This window comes from Brachybacterium timonense (assembly GCF_900258505.1).
In the GTDB taxonomy this organism is placed as follows: domain Bacteria; phylum Actinomycetota; class Actinomycetes; order Actinomycetales; family Dermabacteraceae; genus Brachybacterium; species Brachybacterium timonense.
Genome location: NZ_LT984895.1, coordinates 3,052,324 through 3,078,838 on the forward strand (window position 1 = coordinate 3,052,324; position 26,515 = coordinate 3,078,838).

The following is a 26,515-nucleotide window of genomic DNA, read 5'->3' on the forward strand; positions in this document are numbered from 1 at the left end:
CCAGAACCACGCTCTCAGCGCCCGGTCTCGTCGATCACTTCGAGCACGGTGCCGCCGAGCACGGCTTCGATGACCTCGCGGCCGCTGCGGCTCGTGTACTGGGCGTCCTCATCGTCGCGAGAGGCGCCGCCGGTGGGATCGTCATCGATCGGCTCGGGATCGGGTTGCACGGGTGCCTGCGCGCCCCTCGCTGCGGATCGCCCTGCGGTGCGTCGGCGTGCAGCGAGCGAGGCGTGCGCGGCCTGACGGGCGAGCTCGGCACCGGTTGCTGCGGGCGCAGCTGCAGCAGGTTCCGGCGAACGTGTCGAGCCGGGCTCGCTCGGGGCCGTCGGCGCAGGATCGGGGTGGCTCATCTGCGGGGGCACGGGCTGTCGCGCCGACGGTGGTGCAGGATGCTCCTCACGGGACAGTTCCGGCACCTGAGCCGCTGAATGCTCATCGGGGCGACGAGGCTGCTCCTCACGGGACGGCTCCGGCGCGCGCGTGCCCTCATCCTGGTCGTGACAGCTGTTTTCATCGGCATCGCTGCCGGGGCGGGGCTGCGCTGGCCGACTGTGCACCACGCGGCCTTCGGCAATGGCTCGGCGCAGCGCGGCCTGGCCGTAGGTGCGCGGCTCACCCGATGGGAGGCTGTCGCGGCCTTCATCCTCAACCTCGGGTGGTGGACCGGCTGGGGTCGCATCACTGCGCACCGGCCCGTCGGCGGGCGGAGTCATCTCCCCCGGTGACGATGCTTCGTAGGCGTCCGGCTCGTCAGGATCCGGCGGGTAGGGGTCGTCAGGCTCAGGCGGATACTCCGGCTCCGACGCCTGCTGGCTGCCATGGGAGTCGCGAGCTGATCGGGCGTTCTGCGTCGCCCGCGCGGCGAGCGCAGCCCCCATCCCACCAGGCTGGCCGTACGACGGGCCATCGTGCGGGGCGCTATCCCTCGGTCCGGGTCCGGCGGGCAGGGTGCGGTCGGGTTGGCCAGGGGCGTCGGCCGGAGCATAGCCGCGCTGCGCAGAGCCGCCTGCCGGGCCGTCGTTGCGAGCGGCATCGTGGGGCTGCGCACCACCGGGCTGGCTGCCATTGGGGTGGCCGCCAGTGGAGTAGCCGCCGCCAGGCTGGCCACCGCCGGGGGTTCCTCCCCCGGGCTGTTCGCCACCCCCGGATCCACCTGGGCCATCGCCCACCACGGCGTCGACCGTGAGCTCGACACGGAGGATCCGCCGCACGGCGTCTGACAGATTCTGCGCGGCGGTGCCACGGCGGAATGCGGCCACCAGGCCTTCCGTGCGGAAACCGAGCACTAGCGTGGAGCCCTGAACGGCGTTCACCTGGGCGTTCTGGGAGATCAGCGCCCAACTCGGGCGACGGATCCCCTGCAGGGCGTCCATGATCGCCGACCAGTTCTCCTGCACATCCGTCGCCGACACCCCAGCGGAGTCACCGGCCGACGGGGCGGGCTTATCGCCCGGAACCGACGAGGCGTCCTGGTCACCCGGACCTGACTGGCCGGCCTGGGCCCACTGGCCACCCGCTGGAGGCTGTGCGGATTCGAGCCGCGCAGGCTCCGGCCGTGCGGACTCAGAATTGAAAGATTCGGTCTGAGCGGGCTCGCGCTGAGCCGGTTCGGGGCGCGTGCTGCGCCGTGCGTCAGGCTGATCCGCCTCCGGCTGTGCGGTGCGGGGCGCTGCCTGGTGGCCAGGTTCGGGCTGCCCGGCAGTCGGCACCGCGGGCTGCGGCTGTGCAACCGCCGCAGGACCCTGCTGCGGTCCCCGCGCGTCGGCGCGGGGCGCTGAGGTGGCGCTCTGCTGTCCGCGGGCACGGCGACTCGCCTCGGCTCGCTCAGCCGCGATCCGTCGGGCCTCCTCACGTCCGCTGTTCGCGCCCGAGACGCCACCAGCCTGCGCGGGCCCGTCGGCCCCTGCGGCCGGACCCCGCTGCCCATGCTGAGCGGCCCGCTCCCGCCCTGCCTGCGGACCGGTTCCCGTCTGCGGCGCTGCTGCACCGCGCGCGGCGGCATCCCCGAGCACTCCGCCGGCCAGGCGCTCCTCGCGCAGCACCAGTCGTGCAGCGAGCAGCTCCAGATGTACACGCGGCGAGGTCGCGCCGCTCATCGTGGCCAGGGTTTCGTGCACGAGATCACCGCACAGCGACAGCTGCGCAGGGCTCATCAGACCGGCCTGGGCGCGCATCCGTTCAAGGTCGTCAGCCGGGATCTGGGGCAACAGGTCAGCTCCACGATCCGGGACGGCAGCGAGCACGATCAGGTCGCGGAACCGCTCCAGCAGGTCTTCCACGAAGCGGCGCGGCTCATGACCGGTGGCGATCACCTGGTCGAGCACGGCGTACAGCTCGCTGGCATCGTGGGCCGCGATCGCTTCGACCGCGCGGTCTAGCAAGGCGGTATCGGTGAAGCCGAGCAGAGCGATCGCCGTGGCGTGGTCGAGCCCGTCCTCGCCAGCCCCGGCCATGAGCTGGTCCAGCACCGAGAGGGAGTCGCGGGCCGATCCGCCGCCCGCGCGCACCACCAGCGGCAGCACGCCATCACCCACGGGCACACCCTCGGCCTCGCACACCTGCGCAAGGTACGGGCCGAGCACCTGCGGGGGGATCAGTCGGAACGGATAGTGGTGGGTGCGCGAGCGGATGGTGCCGATCACCTTGTCCGGCTCGGTGGTGGCGAACACGAACTTCACGTGCTCAGGCGGTTCCTCCACAAGCTTCAGCAGGGCGTTGAACCCCGCCGAGGTGACCATGTGCGCCTCATCAATGATGAACACCTTGTAGCGGTCCCGCGCGGGCGCGAAGGTGGCGCGCTCGCGCAGCTCGCGGGCGTCGTCCACACCGCCGTGGCTCGCTGCATCGATCTCCACCACGTCCAGACTGCCTGGGCCACCGCGGGCCAGGTCACGGCAGGAATCACACTGCCCACAGGGAGTATCCGTCGGCCCTTCGGCGCAGTTCAGGCAGCGCGCCAGGATGCGGGCCGAGGTGGTCTTGCCGCAGCCACGCGGACCCGAGAACAGGTACGCGTGCCCCACTCGACCAGCACGCAGCGCACGGCGCAGCGGCGTGGTCACATGGTCCTGGCCGATCACCTCGGCGAAGGACTCGGGACGGAAACGGCGGTACAGAGCAGTGGCCACCGCCCCAGGCTAGTTCAGGGCACTGGCCGACGGGGCACTCGTGGATGCGTCCGCCTGGGGAGGATGCACCGCGATCACACTGCGCACCCCGGCCGCCACGCGAGCGTGAAGATGCGTTCGCAGCGCCTGTTGCTGCGCCTCCAGTCGGGTCAGACGCCTGCGCCCCGCGACATACGCGGCCCACGCGCTCGCGATGATCACCAGCACGCTCATCACGGGGCCGATCCCCCACTGCGGGAGCAGATCCAGCAACGGGCGCAACCAGCCGAAGAGAAACTCCAGCAGCGGCCCGACCCAGCTGAACAGCGACCCGATCAGGTCCAGGATCGCACTCAGCAGCCGGCCGATGGGTTCCAGGATCTCCGTGACCCAGGTGACCGTTGGCCGCACCGCCTCCTCGGCTGCATCCTGGGCGGGCTGCGTGGCTCGATCGATGAGCTCACGGATGCCCAGCAGCGGCAGCACCACCTTCAGCGACGCCATGACGCCCCGCAGCAGCGCCCGGCGGTACGGGTGTGCCCGCAGCGCGTCATCGCGCGCAGCGGACGGCGAGCGTTCCGCTGGCAGAAGCGCTGTCAACGCCCCCACGGCGGAGGACCGGACATCGACTTCGCCTGTACGTCCAAGTGAGCGTGTGCGCACGATGATCCGCTCACGTACGCGATGGCCGTCAACCTCCGAGCTGTCCTCATCGTCGGTGTCGGCGTCACGATCCGAGCCGTCGCCGCTGCTTGCGGAGTCCTGGCGCGGATGGTGCACAAGCACGGTGAAGTCTTCGGACCGCTCCCCCGTCCAATACGAACCGTCAGGCGGCGCATCGCCGCTGGAGCTCGCGAACTCGGGGATCTGGACCCCGTCGATCCACAGGTCGACGTCCGGGCGGCCGAGCAGTTGGTGACGGACATCGACCTCGATCATCTGCCCGTCCACGACGCCGTGGTAGCGCGTCGACTCAGTCATTCGGATTCCGTTGACCCTGGCGGCACTGCCGTGATCTTCACGATCTCGGGGCGGTTGAAGATCCGCGGCACGATCGTGTTGCGCGTGGCGAGCCCGCGCGAGACCACGTGATACGCATTGCCGCGGGCGGTGGTCACCTCGAACACACCGCTGGTGCGCTGCGGCAGCAGCCCCTGATTCGGAGCGAGAAGCCCTTGTTCGAGCAACAGCGGGAGCCGCCACTGTCCGCCGTGTGCGTGACCGGAGACAACCAGGTCAGCGGGAATATCGCGATAATCGTGCAGCCGCTCCGGGCGGTGCGCGAGCAGCACAGCGGGCCCTTCCGGATCGACCGCGCCGAGTCGACGCAGCTCATCGTGGTAGAGCCGCTGACCGGCGTCGGGATCATCCAACCCCAGCACCGTGATCGGGGTGCCGCGCACCTCGAGTTGATGCGCCTCGCCCTCCAGCACCATCGCGCCCAGGCGCTGCATGTCCTGTTTGATGCGCGGCAGCTCATCGGTCCAGGCGTCATGGTTCCCGCTGGTCCAGAACGTCGGCGCGATCTGCGTCAGGCCCTCCACGACGCGATGAGCAGGCCCCTCGGGCAGCACGTCATCGACGATGTCCCCCGGCATCAGGATGAGGTCCGGTTCGAGTTTCCGGACCTGCTCCAGCAGCTCAGCACCACCGTCCGTGTACGGCTCACTGTGCAGGTCAGCCAGGACCGCCATGGTCACCGGGCAGCGCAGCCCCGGTATCTCGAGCGTCCGTTCAGTGACCTCGAGACGGCGATCCAGGGCCACAAAAGCACCGCCCGCGGCGGCGAGCGACAGCGCCCCGGCGCCGATCAACAGGCGACGTCTGCTGAGCACGGCACGGGGTGGTTCCTCCGGCGTCGTGCAACCGTGATTCGTCATACCGTCGCCTCCGAGTCCCGGTCAGCAGGCGCTGGTGACACCGTCCCGGCAGGCTGGTGCTGTGTGCGCATGTGGGCAATCTACAAGCCCTGCCCGTTCGTCGACTCCTCCCTTCGTCGGTGCTACTGGGACGCGGCATGGTTTGACGGGGCAATCACTCTGGCTGCTCCTGAGCCATGCACTCGCTCTCCCGCACACGTGTGCGCCATGACGCGGCAGCTCGCACGTCTCGCCTGCTGACGCAGTGCAGAATCTCAGTAAAGGAGGCGACAACCTCACTGTAGACGCCAGATGCCTCACTATAGGCAGTGACGGCCTCACTGTAGAAAGTGATGGGCTCACTGTAGAAAGTGAGGAGGCGATCGCCCTACACCCCAATGCGATGAGCCTTCCCGCACCCGACTACAGCGAGTCGACAATCGATCACGTCGTGGTCCGTCTGGCTCGGTTCGGATTGATCTCGCCTGAGATGCAGAGCTGGCTCGCTAGTCTCCCCGGAGCAGCGCATCGACCACGCGCACAGGAAATCGCCCTCGCACTTGCCCGCAGCTCAGGTGACGTGTCACTGGTCGACCTCCGAAACAATCTGGGTCTGGACTCCGATGAATGCCGGAGCGCGTTAGCGGATCTCATCGCGGATGGCTTGCTCATTGGTCACGCTGACGGGCCCTATGCTCTGGCTGATCTTCGCCGGCATGAGGCCGCGACCGGCGCCAGATGGGAAGTCCTCAGCCACCTCGATCCGCACGTCGAGCTCTCGATCGCCGATCTCGCCGAGAGGACTGGAAAAAGCCGCAACGCACTTCGGCCGATTCTTCGCGAGCTTGTCGACAGTGGACTCATCATTGCGACCGCGCCGCCGCAGAGCCGGAACCGCCGCTACACCCTCGCGTCGAACAGATAGCCCTGCGAGCAGATAGTCGGACTGCCGGGGGTCCTGTCGCACCTAGGGGCACCGTCGACCCCGCACACATGCGACGACCCCTCGCACACCTGCCAGAGCCCGCCTGCCCTTGCTGCCGTCAAGCCCTGGGGGAGTTCAGCGAGATAACACCGTACGAGGGGTCGTCACAGAGTGTAGCGGCGCGCGGCGGCAGGCACGAGCCCGTCGAGCCTCAGTGTGGCAGGACTCCCGTCGGCCGACCCCACAGACTCCGTGGCCATGTCACGGCTGAGTAACAGAATCCCGCTGGAGCGCGACGACTGGCCACCCGTCCGCTAGCTTCCCGTCAAGTCGTGACCGTCCTCACAGCGCTCTCGTCTCGCACGCTCCACCTGCCGGGTACAACCACCCGCACGAACGACGGGTTGGCGCACAGGACACTCCGTCGCGACCCTCTGCCCCCGCCAGTTGCCGATCCCTTACCCGCACAACAGCTAGGAGTCCACGCGATGACATTCGCCGATGTGGTTGAGGCGGTCAACGGTTTCATCTGGGCGTTACCCCTGGTGATCCTCTGCCTGCTCGCCGGCCTCTACTTCTCCCTCCGGACCCTTTTCGTCCAGGTCCGCGGCATTCCCGAGATGCTTCAGCAGCTGGTCAAGGGCGAGAAGTCCACCGACGGCACCTCACCGTTCCAGTCCCTGATGATGTCCCTCGCCAACCGCGTGGGTATGGGCAACATCGGCGGCGTGGCCACTGCGATCGCCTTCGGCGGGCCGGGCGCTGTGTTCTGGATGTGGACGGTGGCCTTCCTGGGCGCCTCGACCTCCTTCATCGAGTGCACGCTCGGCCAGATCTACAAGGAAAAAGACCCGGACACCGGGGAATACCGCGGCGGTCCGTCGTACTACCTGGAAAAGGCCTTCAAGCACACCGTCGTGGGCCCACTCTTCCTGATCTACGCGATCGTGTTCGCCGTGGTAACGGTGTTCGCGATGGCGTTCTTCCTTCCCGGCGTGCAGGCCAACGGCATGGCCTCAGCCTTGAACCACGCCTGGGGTCTGCCGGTGTGGGTCTCCGCCCTGTTCATGGTGATCTGCCTGGCGTTCATCGTGGTCGGCGGCGTCAAGCGCATCGCGCAATTCGCAGCCTTCGTTGTGCCGCCGATGGCGATCCTGTACATCCTTGCGGCGGTCATCGTGTTCTTCGTGAACTTCTCGGAGATCCCCCACGTGTTCGGCATGATCCTTGGCTCCGCGTTCGGCACCGACGCCATCTTCGGCGCGATCATCGGCCTGGCAGTCAAGTGGGGCGTGCAGCGCGGCATCTACTCCAATGAGGCCGGTCAGGGCACCGGCCCGCACCACGCTTCCGCCGCAGAGGTTTCCCATCCGGCCAAGCAGGGCTTCGTGCAGTCCTTTGCGGTGTACATCGACACGCTGTTCGTGTGCACCGCGACCGCGTTCATCATCATCTCAACCGACATGTACACAGTCTTCCGCGGTGAGACGTTCCCCGCCGAGGGCGAGCCGTACTACGTGGGTGCGATCGGTACCGAGATCGAGCCAGGCCCAGGCTTCGTGCAGTCCGGCTTCGACTCCTTCGTTCCCGGCCTTGGCGGCACCTTCGTGGCACTGGCACTGGGCTTCTTCGCCTTCACCACCGTGGTGGCCTACTACTACATGGCCGAGGTCAACCTCGCCTACCTCACACGCAAGATGAAGAACGCGAGCCTGCGCCGCATCCTGGTGCTCGGCCTGCAGTTCCTCGTGCTCGCCTCCGTCGCCTACGGCGCCGTGTCGACGGGCGGCGCGGCCTGGACGCTTGGCGATGTTGGTGTGGGCTCGATGGCCTGGCTAAACATCATTGCGGTCCTCATCCTGCAGGGCCCGGCCCTGAAAGCGCTGAAGGACTACTACGCCCAGAAGAAGCAAGGCATCGATCCGCACTTCGATCCACGCCCGCTGGGCATCCGCAACGCCGACTTCTGGGAGATGCGCGCCGATCAGCGCGCTGCGAACCCGGTGGCCGGGTCAGCCGCTGCCGGCGGCCCGTCTGAGGGCGGCGATCCCGATAGCCCCGCTCAACGCTGACCTGAGCGATCGGACCCGCTTGGCGGCCGGGTCCGTGCAACCTGCTGCGTGGGGGCCAGCACGGGCCCGGCCGTCCACTTGTCAGGATCACTGTCCGCATCGCGAGAAGGCATGGTTGGGGTCGGCCGTCGGCGGCAGAATGCCGCGCATCGCCCTGACGACGGAGTAACCGTCTCGTCGCACCCCTACTTCCGAGGACACGCCATGAGCTCCCCCTCCGCCCCCACCGCCGCGGGCACCTCTGCCAACGGCGCGACCGCCACGAATGCGCGACGCGGCTCGTTCTCCGGCCGCGGCGCCTTCATCTTTGCCGCCATCGGCTCCGCCGTGGGCCTGGGCAACATCTGGCGGTTCCCCGCTGTCGCCTACGACAACGGCGGCGGCGCCTTCATCCTCCCGTACCTGGTGGCACTGTTCACCGCCGGCATCCCACTGCTGTTCCTGGATTACGCGATCGGGCACCGCTGGCGCGGCTCCGCCCCGCTGGCGTGGCGTCGCATGCGGCGCTGGACAGAGTTCGTGGGCTGGTGGCAGGTACTGATCTGCGTGATCATCGCGATCTATTACGCGCTGATCATCGCCTGGGCCGCGAACTACACGATCTTCTCCATCGATCGACGCTGGGGTGATGATCCCGCGGGGTTCTTCGGTGAGTTCACGCAGGCGCTCGGCGGGCAGGACCTCACCGTGTCCTTCGACTACGTGGGCCCCGTGCTGCTGTCGATCATCCTGGTGTGGGCAGCTGTCCTGGCGGTGATGGTGCTGGGCGTGCAGAACGGCGTGGCCCGCTCCTCGATGATCTTCATTCCGCTGCTGGTGATCATGTTCGTGATCCTGGTGATCCGCGCCATGATGCTGCCCGGCGCCTTCACCGGTCTCGACGCGTTCTTCCGACCCACCTGGGGTGCACTACTGGACCCGCAGGTGTGGGTGGCTGCCTACGGGCAGATCTTCTTCTCTCTGTCCGTGGCGTTCGGCATCATGCTCACCTACGCCTCCTACCTGAAGAAGAACACCGACCTGACCGGCTCCGGCCTCGTGGTCGGGTTCGCCAACTCCGGTTTCGAGATCCTCGCAGGCATCGGCGTGTTCTCTGCGCTCGGCTTCATGGCGCAGGCACAGGGCGTGGACATCTCTGAGGTGGTTGCGTCAGGTATCGGCCTGGCCTTCATCGCGTTCCCCGCGATCATCACGGAGGCTGGCAGCGCCGGACCGCTGATCGGTGTGCTGTTCTTCGGCGGCCTCGTTCTGGCCGGTTTCACGTCACTGATCTCGATCGTCGAGGTAGTGGTGGCCGCGTTCCAGGACAAGTTCGGGCTGGGCCGCGTCGCCGCGACACTCGGCATCGGGGTGCCGCTGGCGATCATCTCCACCGTGCTGTTCCCGACGACGATGGGCCTGGGACTACTGGACGTGTTCGACAACTGGGTGAATCAGTACGGCATCGTCTCCGCCGCCCTGGTGGCCACCGTGCTCGTCACCTTCCTGCTGGGCGCCCTGCCCACGCTGCGCGACCATCTGAATCAGAAGGGCACGTTCCGCCTGGGCTGGGCGTGGATGGCGTTTGTTGGCGTGATCGCCCCGGTGGCGCTGCTGATCACACTGGCGCTGACCACGTGGGGCTTCATCACACAGGACGGCACCTACGAGGATTATCCGGGCTGGTTCGTGCTCGTCTTCGGCTGGCTGATGGCCGCAAGCCTCGTGGTGTTCGCAGTGATTCTGTCTCTCGCGCCATGGCCCGCTGGCTCCAACCTCGACCGGCCTGACTCCGACGGTGACGACGTCGCCCCCGAGGCGAAGGCGTTCACCGGCCTCGACGGCCCCGCCGATGCTCCGCCTCACCAACTGCGCCCTGCCGACGAGGTCTGACCGCGCAGGTGCACCACCCCGCTTCGCGTCCCACATCTCGCGTGCCGCCGCGCGCTGTCCACTCCGCTTCCGTTCTCGACCTGGAGGTTCCCATGTCTGCATCCGCAATCATCATGATGGTCGTCGCTCTCCTCACCGTCTGGGGCGGCCTGGCAGCGGCGGTCGTCAACATCGTGCGCCACCCCGAGGAGAGCTGACCCGCCTGCTTGTCCATGGAACGTTGCGCCTCGCCTTGGACACAGCAGTGCGCAGCACAGCAGAGCGTGCACAGTGTGACCTGAATCGAGCCGACTCGCACCACCCCGTCGGCGTCAGGTACGCTACTACTTGCTCTACGAGCACTGGAGGATTCGCCTAGCGGCCTATGGCGCACGCCTGGAACGCGTGTTGGGTTCACGCCCTCGGGGGTTCAAATCCCCCATCCTCCGCAGTTGTCCTGAGTCGCGACATCGTTGACAGACGGTGTCGCGGCTCAGGTTTTTTTGCGTGGGTTCACTGACGGGCCGGAGTCCGGTCTCCTGGTGGGTGTGTTGTGGGTTCGGGGGAGCTTGGGCTGGTAGTCCCGGGCAGGGTCGATGCGGTGCTCAGCGATGATCTCGCCGGTGGTGGCGTCCGAGGTGACGGCGTGGTCGTCGTGGACCAGGATCAGGACGTGGCGGCCGGCGTGAGCGCGTCCGTAGCCGAGGTGACGCAGGCGGCCGGCGTAGCGCAGTGAGACTTTCCCGTTCTTGTCGATGCGGTCAACGCGGCAGCGCCATTCGGGTTCGGTCAGTGCGCTGCCGGGGGTGGCCTTGGGTAGAGCGGTGTAAGCCTGCGCGGGGGTGCGGCGGCCGGTGGCGCGGTGCGGGCGTTCGGTGTTGTACCAGGTCTGGAACTGGTCCAGCAGGGTCTGGAGGTCCTCGATGGTGTCGGGGCGGGGCCGGGAGGTAAGCCAGCGTTTGAGGGTCTGGTGGAACCGTTCGATCTTCCCCTGGGTCTGAGGGTGGCCGGGCCGTCCGTTCTTCTGACGGATCCGATGGGCCTGGAGGAGTTTCTCGAAGCCGTTACGGCCTCCACGGCGTCCGGCCAGACGCGCGGTGAACACCAGACCGTTGTCCGTCAGTGTCGATGCCGGGGCCCCATATGCGCTGATCAGGTGGTTCATTGCGGTGACGACCATGGCGCCGGAGAAGGCGGGTGCGGCCTGGATGTGCAGCAGGTAGCGGGAGTGGTCATCGAGGACGTCGAGGATCTCCACCCGTGCACCGGTGGCGAGGAAGGCGTGGGTGATATCGGCTTGCCAGCACTCGTTGGGCAGTTCTGCCTCGAAACGCCGGTAGGAGGAACGGGGACGTTTGCGGGGCTCGGGTGTGATCAGGCCGTGAGCGTGCAGGATTCGACGGATGGTCGCCGTGGACGGGGCATCGATGCCGTCGTTGTCCAGATGCCAGGCGATCGTTGCTGGTCCTGCATCAGCACCCTGGCGGGTGAGGGTCTTGCGCAGGGTGAGGATCCTCTGGCGCACCGCCTCCGGTGTGGTGCCGGGTCGTGAGCGTGGAGCTCGTGAGCGCGGCTCCAGGGCTTCGGGACCACCGAGCTGGTAACGCTGGACCAGGACATGGACCCACTGCCTGGAGACGCGGTAGCGCTCAGCCGCTTGGGCGTGCGTGAGGCCTTGTTCGAGGACGGAACGGACGATGACGAGGTTCTTGTTTTTGGAGCCCATGTCGCATCGTCGCGGCCAGGGCGTGTCAACAATGTCGCGACTCACCGGTCAACGAACACGACCCCTGGTTCGTCAACGATGACCCGACTCACCGGTCAACAATCAGCCGCGAGTTCCCTGCCCCGGACTGTCAACGATGTCGTGAACTCACACACCCCATCCTCCGCAGTTGCCGAGCGGCACGATAAGCGCCCCTGACCCGGGTTGACTCCCGGGGATGGGGCGCTTTCGCATGCAGCGGCACGGTCACCGTTGGGCCACAGTTCACCGCTGCACGGGCCACGGCGACGGCTGCCCGATACGCTGGGCCGGACAGTGCTTTGAACGCCACGGGGGTCACATGTCGACGACGGGAGGCCAGGGAGAACCCTGGAACCAGGAGCAGTCCCAGCCCTGGGGCACGGGCCCCCAGCAGCCCGGTCATCCCTCGCCGCCGCCACAGGGCGGCTCGTACGGATACGGGCGCGGCGCCCACACCTCTCCATCCGTCGGCTCTCCTCCCCCGCCGGATGATCCCACTCACTTCAATCCCACGGGTGAGCAGAGCACACGTTTCAACCCCTCAGGCCAGCAGCAGGCGCCCTGGCACAGCGCCGACCCCGCTCCATACGAGACGGGAGGCGGCCAGCAGACGCCGCCGCCGAAGCGCCCGTGGCCGCTGATCGCCGTAGCTCTCGGCTGCATTGCCACTCTCGTGCTCGTGATCGGCGGCGGCATCACCTACCTCATGCTCAACCGGTCCGGCCCCGAGCCGACGGCCGACACCACAACAACCACGGAGCCCGGCACCACGGAGCCACCCAGCACCGACCCGGAGTCACCTTCGGCCTCGGAGACTCCCACTGACGGGCCCACCTTCAAAGCGATCAGCCCGATCGATGAGCCCGAGGGAACCGGCGACGACATGGTCACGATCATGTCGAACAGCCCGATGACCACGGGCACCATTCCGGCGGTGCGTGAATGCGAGGTTCCCTCGACCCCGGTCGAGCACACCCCTGAACAGCTCCAGGCGATGCTGTCCGCACTTGGCGGATGCCTGAGCCAGGCCTGGTCGCGTGCCGCCTCGGATCGCGGTCTGAACTGGAGCGCCCCCAGGATCACGGTGTTCACCTGGCCAGACATCCCCGCCGATGCGGGCTGCAAGACCGAGACCTTCGAGGAGGGCCAGGCACGCATGTGCAACCTGGACAATGTGCTGTACTGGCCCGTCGGCTACGGGAAGACGGGCGATCCGCAGACCCCGGAAGAGGTCCCCGGTTCGTACCTGTTCAACCTGTCCGTGCAGTACCTCAACGCCGTCACCTGGCAGATGTCCCTGTACGTGTACGCCGACAGTGCGGAGAAGAAGTACGAAGCAGAGGGCGACGAGGAAGGGCGCCGACTGGCTGCGCACCGCTGGGCGATGCAGCTGTACTGTCTGACGGGCATGTCCATCAGCCAGATGCCGGACGCCGTCCAGCCCAGCGAACGAATCCTGCAGACGATCACCGATCCGCAGAACTGGAGCACCGGGGAACCCCCGTATGACTTCAAACCCGAGCAAAGGGTCAGCTGGCTCGAAAAGGGCCTAGAATCCGGCGGGGAGCTGGGGCAGTGCAACGCCTGGGCAGCGCCGGAGTCGACCGTGGTCTAGGACACGGCATACAGTGCGCGGACCATACGGCAAAGGTCACATCGCCCTCACCGGCATCTGAACCGGTGTGGTCCCTGAGCACTGCGTCTAGTCGATGACATGATCGAGCCGTTCATACCGAGAGCAGGGGGAACAGTGGGCAGTGGCGAGCGCCCGTTCGGGGCCGACGGCAGCGGTGTCGGCGATCCGGATGAGGACACCATTCTCCGACCCGCGCATCCCGCAACGCAGCATGACGCGGACACACCCCCCGCAGCGACCACCGATGGCGATCCCAGCGCCGGTGACGCGGATGCCGCGGATACCGTGCTCCGGCCCGCGCCCCGCGATGACGTGCCAGCTGAGGACACGGAGGACACGATCCTGCGGCCCGCTCCGCTGCACGACATACCGCTGGAGGACACCGAGGACACGCTCAATCCGGAGGCTTTCGCCCCGCCGGTGAACGGCGCGCCCGCGACCTCTTTCGCTCCCGCTCCCGCACAGCCGGAGGCGTCGTCGGCTCCAGACTCTGACTGGATGCTTGATCGGGCACCGATGATGTCCGACGGGTTCGGCGACGATGACGAGCTGGATGAGACGCGCGTGCGGCCCTGGCACGAGGATCCGCTGTACCGCAGCCGTCATGAGGTGATCAACGAGGTTCCCGAGGCATCCGGTGGCGGCGGCGAGGGGATGTGGCCGGTGTTCGAATCCCCGGCCGCGCCCCCGGGGCCGGCATCAGCGCCGAGTCCCGCGCCCGCATCGGAGCAGGTGTTCCCAACGGCACCGGCGGCCCCGCACCAGCCGGCGATGCCGATGTCGAGCGCGCCGACCGTCGGGACTCCCGCTCAGGGCACCCCCGCCCCCAGCTATCCCTTTGCGGGCTCACCTGTCTCCGGGTCGCCGGCACCGGGATCACCACTGCCAGGTTCACCCGCCTCAGGGTCCCCAGCTCCGGGCTCACCCGCCTCGGGGTCACCGGCGCCGGCGCCGGCCTACGTGCCCGATCACGCCCCGATTCGGCCATTCGATCGCCGGCCACGGTTCGCCTCGGCGCTCTCGGCACCGTCCCCCTCGGAGGCAGAACCTGATCCGCAGGGGTCGCTGCCGCCCGGCGTGGATGCCACGGAGCCGCGCCGTCGGCGCGGAGCCGTGGTCGCAGTCGCGTTCGGCTGCGCGATGCTCCTCCTGCTCGGGCTGGGAGGCGGCGGAGCCGCTTGGTGGCTGTGGATGCGCAATGACCCATCGGCGCAGGCCGAGGAGGACGCGGCAGGGCAGGGCGCCGGAGACAACGGCACGTGGAAGGCACTCGAGTCGGGCCAGACGCCGTCCGGCACCACGGAGGAGCTCGTCGGCGTGCTGGCGGAGAATCCTCTGACTGCGGCCACGTTGCCGGTCCCTGTCTCGTGCGAGCTGCCTGCCGTCAGCGGGCTCGTCCCGGAGCAGGAGCTGCAGGGCTTCCTCGACGCGGGTGCGGCATGTCTGGAGTCGATGTGGTCCGATGCGCTGGGTGCGCAGAATGTCGAGTTCACCGGGCCGCGGATCAAACTGTGGACGCCTCCGGAGACGCCGGGGAACTCCGCGTGCCGTCCCGAAGAGTTCTCCGACGCTCCACGTGCATGTCTCGCCGATGACGTGCTGTATTGGCCCACCACGTGGGATCCGGGCTTTTCCAATACGCAGGATGCGGAAACAGCGCAGCTGTACATGTGGCACCTGTCGTACACGTACGCGGTGTTCGCCATCTCGGCGGTGGACCTGGATGCGTACTACGGTGCCGCGATCTCCGCGGTGGGTGACGACATCGAGGCCTCGGATGCGCTACGCCGACGCTACGGCCTGCAGCTGTCCTGCCTGGGTGCAGCATCCGCGTTCCAGATGCCGGAGGGGGTGCGCCCCTCGGACCGGGTCGCAACCTTCGTCACCTCACCCGAAGCGCAGGCGGATCCGACGGATTCCTCGCATCCGTCGGTGGATGCGCGAGCCCTGTGGGTGGTGCGCGGGCAGCAGGCCCGGGGTGGCTTGTCCTCCTGCACCACCTGGACCGCGCCGGACGCAGAGGTTGCCTGAGGCACCGACCTATCCTGGCTCTGGGCGGTCAAATGGTTCAGATCTGAATCATCAGTGTGTGCGTCGGCCTGCGGATCGCCGCCCTCCCTCGCCGACCCAAGGAGCGTCCATGCAGTTCGGCATCTTCACCATCGCCGACATCACCCCGGATCCGACCACCAGCCGCGTGCCCACCGAACATGAGCGGCTCGAATTGATGGTGGAGGAGGCGGTCCTGGCCGAGCAGGTGGGGCTTGACGTGTTCGCGATCGGTGAGCACCACAATCCGCCGTTCGTCACCTCCTCCCCCACCACCACACTGGCGTGGATCGGGGCCCGCACCGAGCGGATCATCCTGTCCACCGCCACCACGCTGATCACCACGAATGACCCGGTGAAGATCGCCGAGGACTACGCGATGCTGCAGCATCTCTCGGGCGGTCGCGTGGACCTGGTGATGGGACGCGGCAACACCGGACCCGTCTACCCCTGGTTCGGGCAGGACATCCGCAAAGGCATCGAGCTGGCGATCGAAAACTATGCGCTGCTGCACCGCCTGTGGCATGAGGACGTCGTCACCTGGGAGGGCGAGTTCCGCACACCGCTGCAGCAGTTCACCTCCACCCCGCGCCCATTGGACGGTGTACCGCCGTTCGTGTGGCACGGCTCAATCCGCTCCCCGCAGATCGCCGAGCAAGCCGCCTATTACGGCGACGGCTTCCTGCACAACAACATCTTCTGGCCGATGAGCCACACCAAGCAGATGGTGCATCTGTACCGCGAACGCTACGAGCACTACGGTCACGGCACCGCCGCGCAGGCGATCGTGGGGCTGGGCGGTCAGGCCTTCATGCGGAAGAACTCGCAGGACGCCGTGCGCGAGTTCCGCCCCTACTTCAACGCCGCGCCCGTATACGGCGGGGGCCCGTCCCTGGAGGATTTCACCCGCCAGACCCCGCTGACTGTCGGTTCACCCGAGCAGGTGATCGAGCGGTACCTGACCATGGCCGACCATGTTGGCGACTATCAGCGCCAGATGTTCCTCATGGACCACGCCGGTCTGCCGCGCAAGACCGTCATGGAGCAGATTGAACTGCTGGGCACCGAGGTGGTGCCGGTGCTGCGCCGCGAGCTGGACGCCCGTCGTCCCGCTGACGTGCCCGACGCCCCCACGCACGCGTCGCTGGTCGCGGCCGCGGAGGCTGAGCGCGGCGCCTTCGATCCCTCCTACCGTTTCGAGACCGGCGATAACTGGACGGGCCTACGCGCCGAGGATCGGCGGGAGCAGCGCCGATGAGCACCGACGCACGTATCCTGGTGCTGTCCGCCGGGCTATCCACGCCGAGCTCCACCCGGATGCTGGCCGACGGTCTCGCGCGTGAAACACGGCAGGCACTCGCCCATCACGGTGTGACCGCGCACGTGGACACCGTGGAGCTGCGGGAGGTCGCGCACGACGTGGTGGACATGCTCATCACCCGTTTCCCGTCTCCGCCTCTGAGCACTGTGCTGGATGCGCTGCGGGCTGCCGATGGCGTGATCATCACAACCCCCGTGTTCAACGCGGGCCCCTCCGGACTGCTGAAGTCCTTCCTGGATGCCGCAGATCCCGCGCTGTGGCATGGACGTCCGGTGTTGCTGGGTGCCACCGCAGGCAGTGCCCGCCACGGGCTCGTGATCGACTACGGCATCCGGCCGATCATGGCGCATCTGCGCGCGGATGTGGCCGCCACCTCGGTGTTTGCCGCCACCGGTGATACCGGGGACGACGGGCAGGGGCACCGTGACGCCACCCCGCTGGATCAACGGATGGCGCGCGCGGCCCGCGACCTGGCGCACCTGGTGCTGCAGCGCCGCGGCCGCACCGGCCTCACGGACGCGGCTCGCGATGCTCCCGAGGCCGACGGCACACGCCCGGCCGCCCAGGACACCGATGCGACTGGCGGCCAGCCGCAGGTCGCCGCTGGCCTCGACCCGGAGTTCGCCGACTTCGTGCCGATGGACGAGCTGCTGGGCAAGCGAACGGACTGACCACGCCCTACCGCCGTGGGCCTGGCTGCGCATCCCCGGGGAGTCGGCGATGTCCTTAGCCGTTCCGGCGGGCCGCTGCGGAGTTGACAGCTGTGTTGCGCACCGCTGGGGACGCCGGAGTCGGCTCCGATCCCGTCGCAGGTCACGATGTCGCAGCGCCGCCGATCGCATCCACACCGCACTCTGGCGGGAGCGCGCCCGCCACCGCCCGCCGAGCTCGGGCTAGGCGATCTGCGCAGGTCATCACCCTGTAGAGTGCCGCTCGACCGACCGTCCGCGAGGAGAACGCCATGAGTACAGCGACGCGCCGCCCGTCGATGACCGACGTCGCACGCCGCGCCGGGGTCTCGTACCAGACGGTTTCCCGCGTGCTCAACCAGCCCGGCATCGTGCGCCCCGAGACCCGGGAGCGGGTGCTCGCGGCGATCGCCGAGACCGGCTACGCCCCGAACCGTGCCGCCCGCGCCCTGAAGACCACCCGCTCCTCGCAGATTGGCCTGCTGACCGACGGCTCCTCTCTGTTCGGCCCTTCTGAGACGGTCACCGCAATCGAAGCCGCGGCCCGCGAGGCGGGCTACTCGGTGCTGCTGACGACGGTCCGCCCCGGGGACCCCGCGGGGGAGACGCCAGGCGCTGAGCTGATCGGCTCGGGCGTCGACGGCATCCTCGTGGTCGCGCCGCACGAGGGGATGCAACCGGTGGTCGCGGCAGCGGCCTCCACGATCCCCGTCCTCGCCGTCTCCGCACAGCCCCCCGCGTCCGCGTCCACTCAGGTCGTAGGTGTGGACCAGCGCCGCGGCTCGCATGCGGTGGTCGAGCATCTCGCACGCACGGGCGTACGCTCGGTCACGCACCTGACCGGCCCAACAGACTGGTACGACGCACGTGCCCGCCTTCACGGCTTCCGCGAAGCAACCGCGGAGCTGGGCCTGGTGGGAACCACGACCGCACCCGGCGACTGGACACCGAGGTCCGGGTACGAGCTGACGCGCGGCCTGCTCGCAGACGGCGTCCCGGAGGCGATCTTCGCGGCGAACGACATGATGGCGATCGGCGCGCTGCATGCGCTGCACGAGCACGGCGCGCGCGTGCCGGTGGACGTCGCTGTGGCGGGCTTCGACGACACCGCCGGGGCGGAGTTCCTGCTCCCCTCGCTGACCACTGTCTCCCAGCCCTTCGCGGAACTGGGCCGGCTCGCGCTGCACCGAATGCTGGAGCTACTGGAGGCTCCGGAGGATCCCGGCCCTCCCCCGCAGCCGCTCTCGCCGCGCCTGGTCGTGCGCCGCTCGACCCGTCCCGAACAGCCCCACTGAACGCCGCGCCCAGGAGGCAGACACCCCAATGTGAACGTTGACAGAGTGGGCGGGAACCTGGTTCAGTGATCCCATGACGCACGCTGACGTGTCCTCCACCCAGTCCTCCTCCCCTGCACTCGGAGGGGATGACACCGCAGCCCTGATCGCTGCTGGTGGCGCCCACCTCGGGATCGAGCTGGGCTCCACCCGCATCAAGGCCGCCCTGGTCGACGGCGCGGGCGCGGTGCTCGCCACCGGCTCCCACGCCTGGGAGAACGAGCTGGTAGGCGAGACCTGGACCTACTCACTGGACGCGGTGTGGGCGGGGATCCGCGAGTGCTATGCCGACCTCGCCCGCGAGGTGCGCACGCAGCACGGCACGGAGCTCACGACCCTCGGCGGCCTCGGCATCTCCGCGATGATGCACGGCTATCTCGCCTTCGACGCCGACGGAGAACAGCTCGCCGAGTTCCGCACCTGGCGCAACACCTTCACCACCGAGGCGGCGGCGCTGCTCAGCGAGACGCTCGGGCAGAACATCCCGCTGCGCTGGAGCATCTCCCATCTCCTGCACGCCGCACAACAGGGCGAGGAGCACGTGGAACGCCTCGACTTCCTCACCACCCTCGCCGGTTACGTGCACTGGAAGCTCACCGGAAGGAAGGTGCTCGGCGTCGGCGATGCGAGCGGCATGTTCCCGATCGGCGCCTCGGGCGACACCTTCGATGCCGAGCTGCTCGAGCGCACCGCTGCGCTCACGCCGATCGCGGCGATGCCCTGGTCGCTACCCGACCTGCTACCCGAGGTGCTCGTCGCCGGGCAGGACGCGGGGCGCCTGACGGCCAAGGGCGCAGAACTGCTGGACCCGTCCGGGACCCTCCAGGCCGGGGCAATCACCGCGCCACCCGAGGGTGACGCTGGCACCGGCATGGTCGCCACCCACGCCGTTGAGCCCCGCACCGGCAATGTCTCGGCCGGCACCAGTGCCTTCGCGATGGTCGTCCTCGAGGGCCCGCTGTCCGGGCCGCGCGAGGAGATCGACCTGGTCACCACGCCGTCGGGCCACCCGGTCGCGATGATCCACACGAACAACTGCACGACCGACCTCAACGCCTGGCTGGGCCTGTTCGCACAGTTCGCGGAGCTCATCGGCGCACCACAGTCCGCCGAAGACCTCTACGGAACGATGTTCTCCGCGGGGGCCGACGGGGACGCCGATGCCGGCGGAGTGCTGACCTACAACTACGTCTCCGGCGAGCACCAGACGGGCGTCGCCTCGGGCCGCCCACTTCTGGTGCGCGAGCAGTCCGCCCGCTTTACGCTCGAGAATTTCATGCGCGCCCAGCTTTACGGCGCCTTCGGAGCCCTCGCAGTGGGGATGGACGCCCTGCTGAAGGACGAGGGCGCGCGGCTGGACGTCATGTACGCCCACGGCGGCATCTTCCGCACCCAGGGCGTCGCCCAGCAGGTGCTCGCCGATGCACTCGGCGTCTCGGTCTCACTCGGCGAGTCGGTCGGCGAGGGCGGCGCCTGGGGCATGGCGCTGCTTGCCGCGCACACCACCCGTACCGCTGCGGGTGAGACGCAGTCCCTCAGCGCCTATCTCGACGAGGTTGTCTTCGCCGGCCAGGACATCACGACCCGATCCCCCGACGCAGCCGGCCGCGAGGGCCACATGACCTGGCTGAATGCCTACCGCGGCGGGCTACCGCTCGCCCGTCAGGCCGGGGACCTGCTCGGCTGATCCCTCCCGGCGACGGGGCACGCCCGCCCGCTGCCGACCCCGCTTTCCACCCGCATCGACGGGCGACCGATTCCCTCGACATTGACGGAGGTTCTACACACCCGAGAATGTGAACGTTGACAGACGGTTCACGCGACCGCCGGAACGACCCAGCGGACACCCCACGGCCTCGGCACGGCGACGTCACCGACGACGTGGCTCCCCGGCCCCGGCCTGCACCACCATGAAGTACCCCGAGGAAGTGGCATGGCAAGCACATCAACACCCGACGACGCACACACGACACAGGAGAAGAGCACCGGCCGGAGAGTCTCCACACGATTCATTTATTTCTTCGGCGCCTTCGGAGGGATCCTCTTCGGCTACGACATCGGCGTGATGACCGGTGCACTGCCCTTCCTCCAGGAGGACTGGGACCTCGCTGGCAACGCCGCCGCGATCGGCTGGATCACCTCCTCGCTGATGCTCGGCGCCGTGCTTGGCGGGGCGCTGTCCGGGCAGCTCTCAGACCGGATCGGGCGTCGCCGCGCGATCCTCGCCGCCGCCGTCGTCTTCGCGCTGGGCTCCGTACTGCTGGGCATCACCCCGCACCAGTCCATCGCCTTCATGGTCACGGTGCGGGTGTTCTTGGGTCTCGCCGTTGGCGCAGCCTCCGCCCTTGTGCCCGCCTACATGTCCGAGATGGCGCCGGCGCGGCTGCGCGGCCGCCTCTCGGGCCTGAACCAGACGATGATCGTCTCCGGCATGCTGCTGTCATACCTGATGGCTTGGGTGCTGCAGCACCTGCCCACCACCCTCGCCTGGCGCTCCATGCTCGCCATGGCCGCGGTGCCCGCGATCGTGCTGTTTCTGGGCGTGCTGCGCCTGCCCGAGTCGCCGCGATTCCTGATCACCCACGGCCGGGACGACGAGGCCTACGAGGTGCTGCGCACCCTCCGCCCCGGCGGGGCGATCGAGGACGAGGCGCGCGAGATCAAGGAGACCGTCGCCGCGGAGACCGCCGCCGGCGAGCGCACCTCTTGGGCATCCCTCTTCCAGGGCCGCTACCGCTATCTCGTGATCGCCGGCGCCGGTGTCGCCGCCTTCCAGCAGTTCCAGGGCGCAAACGCGATCTTTTACTACATTCCGCTGATCGTGGAGGAGGCCAGCGGCACCGCGGCGCAGTCCGCACTGCTGTGGCCGATCGTCCAGGGCGTGATCCTGGTGCTCGGTTCACTGCTGTTCCTCGCGATCGCCGACCGCTTCAACCGTCGAGCACTCCTAACCCTCGGCGGCCTCGTGATGGGCGCGTCCTTCCTGTTGCCTGCGCTGATCCACTGGGTCGCTCCCGGGGCGAATCCCATGCTCCTCGTCGCCTTCCTCAGCCTCTACGTCGCCTTCTACTCCTTCACCTGGGCGCCGCTGACCTGGGTGATCGTCGGCGAGGTCTTCCCGCTGATGATCCGCGGTCGGGCAGCAGGGCTCGCCTCGTCCCTGAACTGGATCGGCTCGTTCCTGGTGGGGTTGCTGTTTCCGATCATGACTGCATCGATGCCGCAGCCGGCGGTCTTCGCGATCTTCGGCGTGATCTGCTTGCTCGGCGTCGTCTTCGTCCGCACCCGCGTGCCAGAAACCCGCGGTCGCACCCTCGAGGAGATCGAGGAGTCCGCTGCACTGCGGGAGACCGGGAAGGAGAGCCAGTCCCTGTGAGCATGATTGCGTCGGCATCCCTTCGCCCAGCGCCCCTTGAGACCCGTCGGCCGGCTGCCCGTCGGCCCCACCCGCACAGGAAGGAAGTCCCATGACCCTGGTCCTGACAGACCTGCCCGACGCCGTTCAGCGCGCCGTCGCCGCAACCCGCGAGCGCGTCGCCGCCCTGCACGCCGAGCTGCCCCGCAACCACCTCGTGGTGTGGACCGCCGGGAACGTCTCCGAGCGCGTCCCGGACCTGCCAGAGGGCGTCCCCGGCCTGTTCGTCATCAAGCCCTCCGGCGTCTCCTATGACGAACTCACCGCCGAGAACATGGTGGTGTGCACCCTTGACGGGCAGAAGATCGTCGACGGCACCCCGGATGCACTCTCCCCCTCCTCGGACACGGCCGCGCACGCCTACGTGTACGCGCATATGGACGAGGTGGGTGGGGTGGTGCACACCCACTCCACCTACGCGACCGCTTGGGCGGCGCGCGGGGAGGAGATCCCCTGCGTGCTGACGATGATGGCCGACGAGTTCGGCGGCCCGATCCCCGTGGGCCCGTTCGCCGTCATCGGCGACGACTCCATCGGCCGCGGCATCGTCGAAACGCTGCGCGACTCCCGCTCCCCCGCCGTGCTCATGCAGAACCACGGCCCATTCACCCTCGGCAAGGACGCCCGCGCCGCGGTGAAGGCCGCCGTGATGTGCGAGGAGGTCGCACGTACCGTGCACGTCTCCCGCCAGCTGGGCGAGCCGCTGCCCATTGAGCAGTCCCTCATCGATTCCCTCTTTGACCGCTACCAAAACGTCTACGGCCAGCCGGCCGCCGTCACCACAGAGCAGACCCAGGAGGCCTGACCATGCAGAACCCCTTCGAGACCCGCGAGATCTGGTTCCTCACCGGCAGCCAGGGGCTGTACGGCCCCGAGACGCTTGACCAAGTTGCCGAGCAGTCCCGCACCATCGCCAAGACCCTCGACACCGCCGAGGACATCCCGGTGAGGATCGTGTGGAAGCCCGTGCTCACCGACCGCGATGCGATCCGCGAGGTGGCGCTGGCCGCGAACGCGGACCCGGCCTGCGTCGGCGTCATCGCCTGGATGCACACCTTCTCCCCCGCGAAAATGTGGATCCAGGGGCTCGACGCGCTGACCACACCGCTGCTGCACCTGCACACGCAGGCGAACGTCGAGCTGCCCTGGTCCACGATCGACATGGACTTCATGAACCTCAACCAGGCTGCACACGGCGACCGCGAGTTCGGGTACATCGCCACGCGGCTCGGCGTGGACCGCAAGACCGTCGTGGGCCACGCCTCGGACGCTTCGGTGCAAGCCAAGATCGGCCGCTGGGCTCGCGCCGCGACCGGCTGGGCCGAGATGCACTCCCTCAAGCTCGCCCGTTTCGGCGACAACATGCGCAATGTCGCCGTCACCGAGGGCGACAAGACCGAGGCCGAGTTGCGGCTCGGCGTCTCCGTGAACACCTGGGGCGTGAACGATCTGGTCGAGGTGGTCGACGGGATCGAGGAGAGCGCGGTCGACGAGCTCGTCGCGGAGTACGAGGAGCTCTACGACGTGGTGCCAGAGCTGCGTCGCGGCGGCGAACGCCACGAGTCGCTGCGCTACGGCGCCCGGCAGGAGCTGGGCCTGCGCCGCTTCCTCGAGGAGGGCGGCTTCGGCGCGTTCACCACGAACTTCGAGGACCTCGGCGGGCTGCGTCAGCTGCCGGGCCTGGCTGTCCAGCGCCTCATGGCCGACGGGTACGGCTTCGGCGCCGAGGGCGACTGGAAGACCGCGATCCTGGTGCGGGTCGCCGCGGTGATGGGCTACGGCCTGCCCGGCGGCGCCTCCCTGATGGAGGACTACACCTATGAGATGACGCCGGGCAACGAGAAGATCCTCGGCGCACACATGCTCGAGGTCTCCCCGACTCTCACCACCGGCAAGCCCAGCCTCGAGATCCACCCGCTGGGAATCGGGGACCGTGAGGACCCGGTGCGCCTGAAGTTCACGGCCGACGCGGGTCCGGCGGTGGTCGTGGCGCTGTCCGACATGCGTGAGCGGTTCCGCCTGGTCGCGAACGTTGTCGAGGTGGTCGAGCCCGACGAGGAGCTGCCGAAGCTGCCGGTCGCCTGTGCCGTGTGGGAGCCGGCCCCTGACTTCGCCACCTCCACCGAGTGCTGGCTGACTGCTGGCGCCGCCCACCACACCGTGATGAGCACCGCGGTGGGCCTAGAGGTGTGGGAGGATCTCGCCACGATTGCGGACATCGAGCTCGCGATCATCGACGAGTCCACGACCGTGCGCTCCTTCGCCCAGGACCTGCGCACGAACCAGGTGTTCTACCGCCTCGCCCAGGGCTTCTGAGTCCAGCACCGGGGATGCTGCTGCGAGCACCAGCATCACGCCCGGCACGCGTTGGTCCGGGCCCGTCGTCGACGGGCCCGGACCGCTCCACCGGCCTACATCGCTCGCCGATCTGCAGTCTCTGGTGGGGCGCACCCCGCGGATTCGTGCACTAGGCACCCGTCACTCCTTCTCCCGCGTCGCACAAAGTCAGCACGACCTGGTGACCCTGGATGGAATGCCTCCGGAGCTCGACGGGTACCCGTGGATCCGGCAGCACCCATCGCGTGCTGGCCGCTTCCGTGCGGTCCATCGACAGCGCGACGCCCAGCCGCACCCTGGACAGCGTGCGCATCCCCGTGAGAGCGGGCGCCGTCACCGCCAGTTCACCGATGCGACAGGCGCGGCCCGTACCCTGACCCCGGTCACGCCGCAATCCGCACAGGGGACAACACGAGAGGAGGGCGCTGCATGGACCTCGCCTCTGTCGCTATCCGCATCATGGAGCTACTGGGCGGGCCGGGCATCGCCCTCGTGCTCGCTGCCGAGGCGCTGTTTCCGCCGGTGCCTGGCGAGGTGCTGCTGCCCTTTGCTGGCGTGACCGCTGCAGCGAACGGTGAACCGATCTGGGTGCCGATCTTCTGGACCACGCTCGGCTCCGTGGTGGGCGGGATCGGCGTGTACGCCGTCGGCCGAGCGCTGGGTCTTCACCGCACCCGACGTCTGATCAGCCACCTGCCGCTGCTGGAGGAGCATGACGTCGAGGTGGCGGTGCGGTTCTTCGACAAGTACGGGTTCCCCGCTGTGGCGATCGCGCGGTTCGTGCCGATGGTGCGCACGTTCATCTCCATTCCCGCGGGCATCGAGAAGATGCCGCTGTGGCTGTTCGCCCTGGCCACCGGGCTCGGCTCCGGCATCTGGAACGCCGCGTTCGTGGTGGCGGGGTACCTGTTCGGGCAGGCCGGCGGGGAGACTCTCGAGGCTTTCGTGCGGATCTACTCCTCAATCGTGGCCGGTCTGGGGATTCTCGCGGGCATCGGATTCCTCACGCAGCGCTGGCGCTCGCGCCGGGCCGACGGGGCGGAGACGGACGCCCCCAACACCGAGGACCCACGTGGAGACGAAGCCGGCGATGACGCCGGCGAGGACTGCGCCACGGTCGAGGGCGACCACGCGAACACACCGGCGTCCCACGAGCCCTCTACGCTGGATCGGTGAGCGCTCGGACCACCCCACCGCCTCCCCAGGGTGCGGACGTCGGCCGTTGGTTCTCCACGGCAGGCCGTGCAACAGCTGGCGCACGGGGCCTCCCCCGCATCCCCGCGTGGGGACGCATCGATGGCGGCATCTACGGTGTGACCAGCCCTGATCAGGAGATTCTCGACGCACTCGAGCTCATGCGGCCCGGATCTGTCGCGGTGCTCACCGGGGCGGGAATGTCCACAGCCTCGGGTCTGCCGGACTACCGCGGCGCCGAGGCTGTGCCGCGCTCCCCGATGACGTACCAGGAGTTCATCGGCTCGGATCTGTCGCGTCGGCGCTACTGGGCGCGCTCCACGGTGGGCTGGCCGCAGTTCCTGCGTGCCCGGCCCAATCGTGGCCACGAGATGCTGGCCGCGCTGCATTCCGGCACGCTGCGCCTGACCGGGGTGATCACCCAGAACGTCGATGGGCTGCACCAGAAGGCCGGATCGTCCCCGGTGATCGACCTGCACGGACGACTGGATCAGGTGCGATGCCTCAGCTGCGGAACGGTGGTTGACCGCAGCGTGCACCATGAGCGGCTGCTGTCGATGAACCCGTGGGTGGCGGCGCGTCTGCCCGAGCTCGTGGCCGACGCTGAACAGGCCCCGGACGGCGACGCAGAGGTGGACCGCACTTCCGCTTTCCGCTACCCGTCGTGTGCGCTGTGCGGCGGAATCCTCAAACCCGACGTGGTGTTCTTCGGCGAGTCCGCGCGGCGCGCGACCGTACACTCGGCGTTCGACGTGCTCGAGCAGGCACACTCTCTGCTAGTGCTCGGGTCGAGCCTCACCGTGCAGTCCGGGCTGCGTTTCGTGGTGGCAGCGCAAAAGCAGGGCAAGCCCGTGGTGATCGTGAACGACGGCCCCACGCGGGCCGATGACCGCGATGTGGTCCGTGTGCACGGCCGCATCGAGCACGTGCTGGAGTACTGGTCACAGGCTTAAGAGATCGTCCCAGAAGCTGGCGA

19 protein-coding genes, 1 tRNA gene and 1 other RNA gene are annotated in these 26,515 nt (G+C 68.4%); 16 read left to right on the top strand and 5 right to left on the bottom strand.

Annotation, left to right across the window (positions count from 1 at the left end; all coding sequences use genetic code 11):
• Positions 1 to 14: 14 nt before the first annotated feature.
• Genes C8271_RS13465 through C8271_RS13475 form a run of 3 tightly spaced genes read right to left on the bottom strand, consistent with a single transcriptional unit; the run spans position 15 to position 4,945 of the window.
• Positions 15 to 3,131 (bottom strand): DNA polymerase III subunit gamma and tau, encoded by a 3,117-nt coding sequence (locus tag C8271_RS13465; RefSeq protein WP_106507731.1) that lies wholly within the window; start codon positions 3,129 to 3,131, stop codon positions 15 to 17.
• A 9-nt stretch (positions 3,132 to 3,140) separates the two neighbouring features.
• Positions 3,141 to 4,091, bottom strand: coding sequence for a hypothetical protein (locus C8271_RS13470; protein WP_106507732.1), 951 nt, complete (start codon positions 4,089 to 4,091; stop codon positions 3,141 to 3,143).
• The gene (locus tag C8271_RS13475) at positions 4,088 to 4,945 is read right to left on the bottom strand and encodes a metallophosphoesterase (protein ID WP_170957907.1); all 858 of its coding nucleotides are present in this window, start codon (positions 4,943 to 4,945) and stop codon (positions 4,088 to 4,090) included. Before C8271_RS13475 ends, C8271_RS13470 begins: the two co-directional genes overlap by 4 nt.
• Positions 4,946 to 5,459: 514 nt before the next feature.
• On the opposite strand from C8271_RS13475, the gene C8271_RS14540 reads away from it, so the two are divergent.
• Complete coding sequence (locus tag C8271_RS14540) at positions 5,460 to 5,894, top strand: winged helix-turn-helix transcriptional regulator (protein WP_483861866.1); 435 nt, start codon at positions 5,460 to 5,462, stop codon at positions 5,892 to 5,894.
• Positions 5,895 to 5,963: 69 nt separating this feature from the next.
• Here C8271_RS14540 and ffs read toward each other — a convergent pair.
• An RNA gene (gene ffs / locus C8271_RS13485) (signal recognition particle sRNA small type) lies at positions 5,964 to 6,060 on the bottom strand.
• A gap of 322 nt (positions 6,061 to 6,382) precedes the next feature.
• On the opposite strand from ffs, the gene C8271_RS13490 reads away from it, so the two are divergent.
• The 4 genes from C8271_RS13490 to C8271_RS13505 all read left to right on the top strand — a co-directional run bounded on the left by C8271_RS13490 (position 6,383) and on the right by C8271_RS13505 (position 10,266).
• Positions 6,383 to 7,966, top strand: a complete 1,584-nt coding sequence (locus C8271_RS13490) for an alanine/glycine:cation symporter family protein (RefSeq protein WP_106507735.1) — start codon at positions 6,383 to 6,385, stop codon at positions 7,964 to 7,966.
• Positions 7,967 to 8,170: 204 nt separating this feature from the next.
• Entirely contained in the window at positions 8,171 to 9,838 is a 1,668-nt protein-coding gene (locus C8271_RS13495; RefSeq protein ID WP_106507736.1) for a sodium-dependent transporter, read from the top strand.
• A 92-nt stretch (positions 9,839 to 9,930) separates the two neighbouring features.
• Entirely contained in the window at positions 9,931 to 10,035 is a 105-nt protein-coding gene (locus tag C8271_RS13500) for a methionine/alanine import family NSS transporter small subunit (RefSeq protein ID WP_106507737.1), read from the top strand.
• Between the two features lie 146 nt (positions 10,036 to 10,181).
• Positions 10,182 to 10,266 (top strand) — tRNA-Ser (locus C8271_RS13505).
• A 44-nt stretch (positions 10,267 to 10,310) separates the two neighbouring features.
• Here the strand turns inward: C8271_RS13505 and C8271_RS13510 are convergent.
• Positions 10,311 to 11,543 (bottom strand): IS481 family transposase, encoded by a 1,233-nt coding sequence (locus C8271_RS13510; protein WP_106507738.1) that lies wholly within the window; start codon positions 11,541 to 11,543, stop codon positions 10,311 to 10,313.
• Between the two features lie 340 nt (positions 11,544 to 11,883).
• Between C8271_RS13510 and C8271_RS13515 the strand changes: the two genes are divergently transcribed.
• From C8271_RS13515 to C8271_RS13565, 11 genes are all read left to right on the top strand, one after another.
• Positions 11,884 to 13,179, top strand: coding sequence for a hypothetical protein (locus C8271_RS13515; RefSeq protein ID WP_106507739.1), 1,296 nt, complete (start codon positions 11,884 to 11,886; stop codon positions 13,177 to 13,179).
• A 99-nt stretch (positions 13,180 to 13,278) separates the two neighbouring features.
• Positions 13,279 to 15,231, top strand: coding sequence for a hypothetical protein (locus tag C8271_RS14245; RefSeq protein WP_245921151.1), 1,953 nt, complete (start codon positions 13,279 to 13,281; stop codon positions 15,229 to 15,231).
• 109 nt (positions 15,232 to 15,340) lie between these two features.
• On the top strand, positions 15,341 to 16,507 hold the full coding sequence (locus tag C8271_RS13525) for an LLM class flavin-dependent oxidoreductase (RefSeq protein WP_106507740.1): 1,167 nt from the start codon (positions 15,341 to 15,343) through the stop codon (positions 16,505 to 16,507).
• Positions 16,504 to 17,241 carry a CE1759 family FMN reductase gene (locus C8271_RS13530; RefSeq protein WP_106507741.1) on the top strand — a complete coding sequence of 246 codons (738 nt, stop codon included), beginning with the start codon at positions 16,504 to 16,506 and terminating at the stop codon, positions 17,239 to 17,241. Before C8271_RS13525 ends, C8271_RS13530 begins: the two co-directional genes overlap by 4 nt.
• A 290-nt stretch (positions 17,242 to 17,531) precedes the next feature.
• Positions 17,532 to 18,554, top strand: coding sequence for a LacI family DNA-binding transcriptional regulator (locus C8271_RS13535; protein WP_106507742.1), 1,023 nt, complete (start codon positions 17,532 to 17,534; stop codon positions 18,552 to 18,554).
• Positions 18,555 to 18,627: 73 nt separating this feature from the next.
• Positions 18,628 to 20,280, top strand: a complete 1,653-nt coding sequence (locus tag C8271_RS13540; RefSeq protein ID WP_106507743.1) for a xylulokinase — start codon at positions 18,628 to 18,630, stop codon at positions 20,278 to 20,280.
• Between the two features lie 246 nt (positions 20,281 to 20,526).
• Positions 20,527 to 21,969: a sugar porter family MFS transporter gene (locus C8271_RS13545; protein WP_106507744.1), complete on the top strand. Its 1,443-nt coding sequence runs from the start codon at positions 20,527 to 20,529 to the stop codon at positions 21,967 to 21,969.
• A 91-nt stretch (positions 21,970 to 22,060) separates the two neighbouring features.
• Entirely contained in the window at positions 22,061 to 22,813 is a 753-nt protein-coding gene (locus C8271_RS13550; RefSeq protein ID WP_106507745.1) for an L-ribulose-5-phosphate 4-epimerase, read from the top strand.
• 2 nt (positions 22,814 to 22,815) lie between these two features.
• Complete coding sequence (gene araA, locus C8271_RS13555; RefSeq protein ID WP_106507746.1) at positions 22,816 to 24,324, top strand: L-arabinose isomerase; 1,509 nt, start codon at positions 22,816 to 22,818, stop codon at positions 24,322 to 24,324.
• A 450-nt stretch (positions 24,325 to 24,774) separates the two neighbouring features.
• A complete protein-coding gene (locus C8271_RS13560; protein ID WP_106507747.1) occupies positions 24,775 to 25,521 on the top strand; it encodes a DedA family protein in 747 nt (248 codons plus the stop codon).
• A complete protein-coding gene (locus tag C8271_RS13565; RefSeq protein ID WP_170957908.1) occupies positions 25,518 to 26,492 on the top strand; it encodes an NAD-dependent protein deacetylase in 975 nt (324 codons plus the stop codon). Before C8271_RS13560 ends, C8271_RS13565 begins: the two co-directional genes overlap by 4 nt.
• Positions 26,493 to 26,515: the final 23 nt, after the last annotated feature.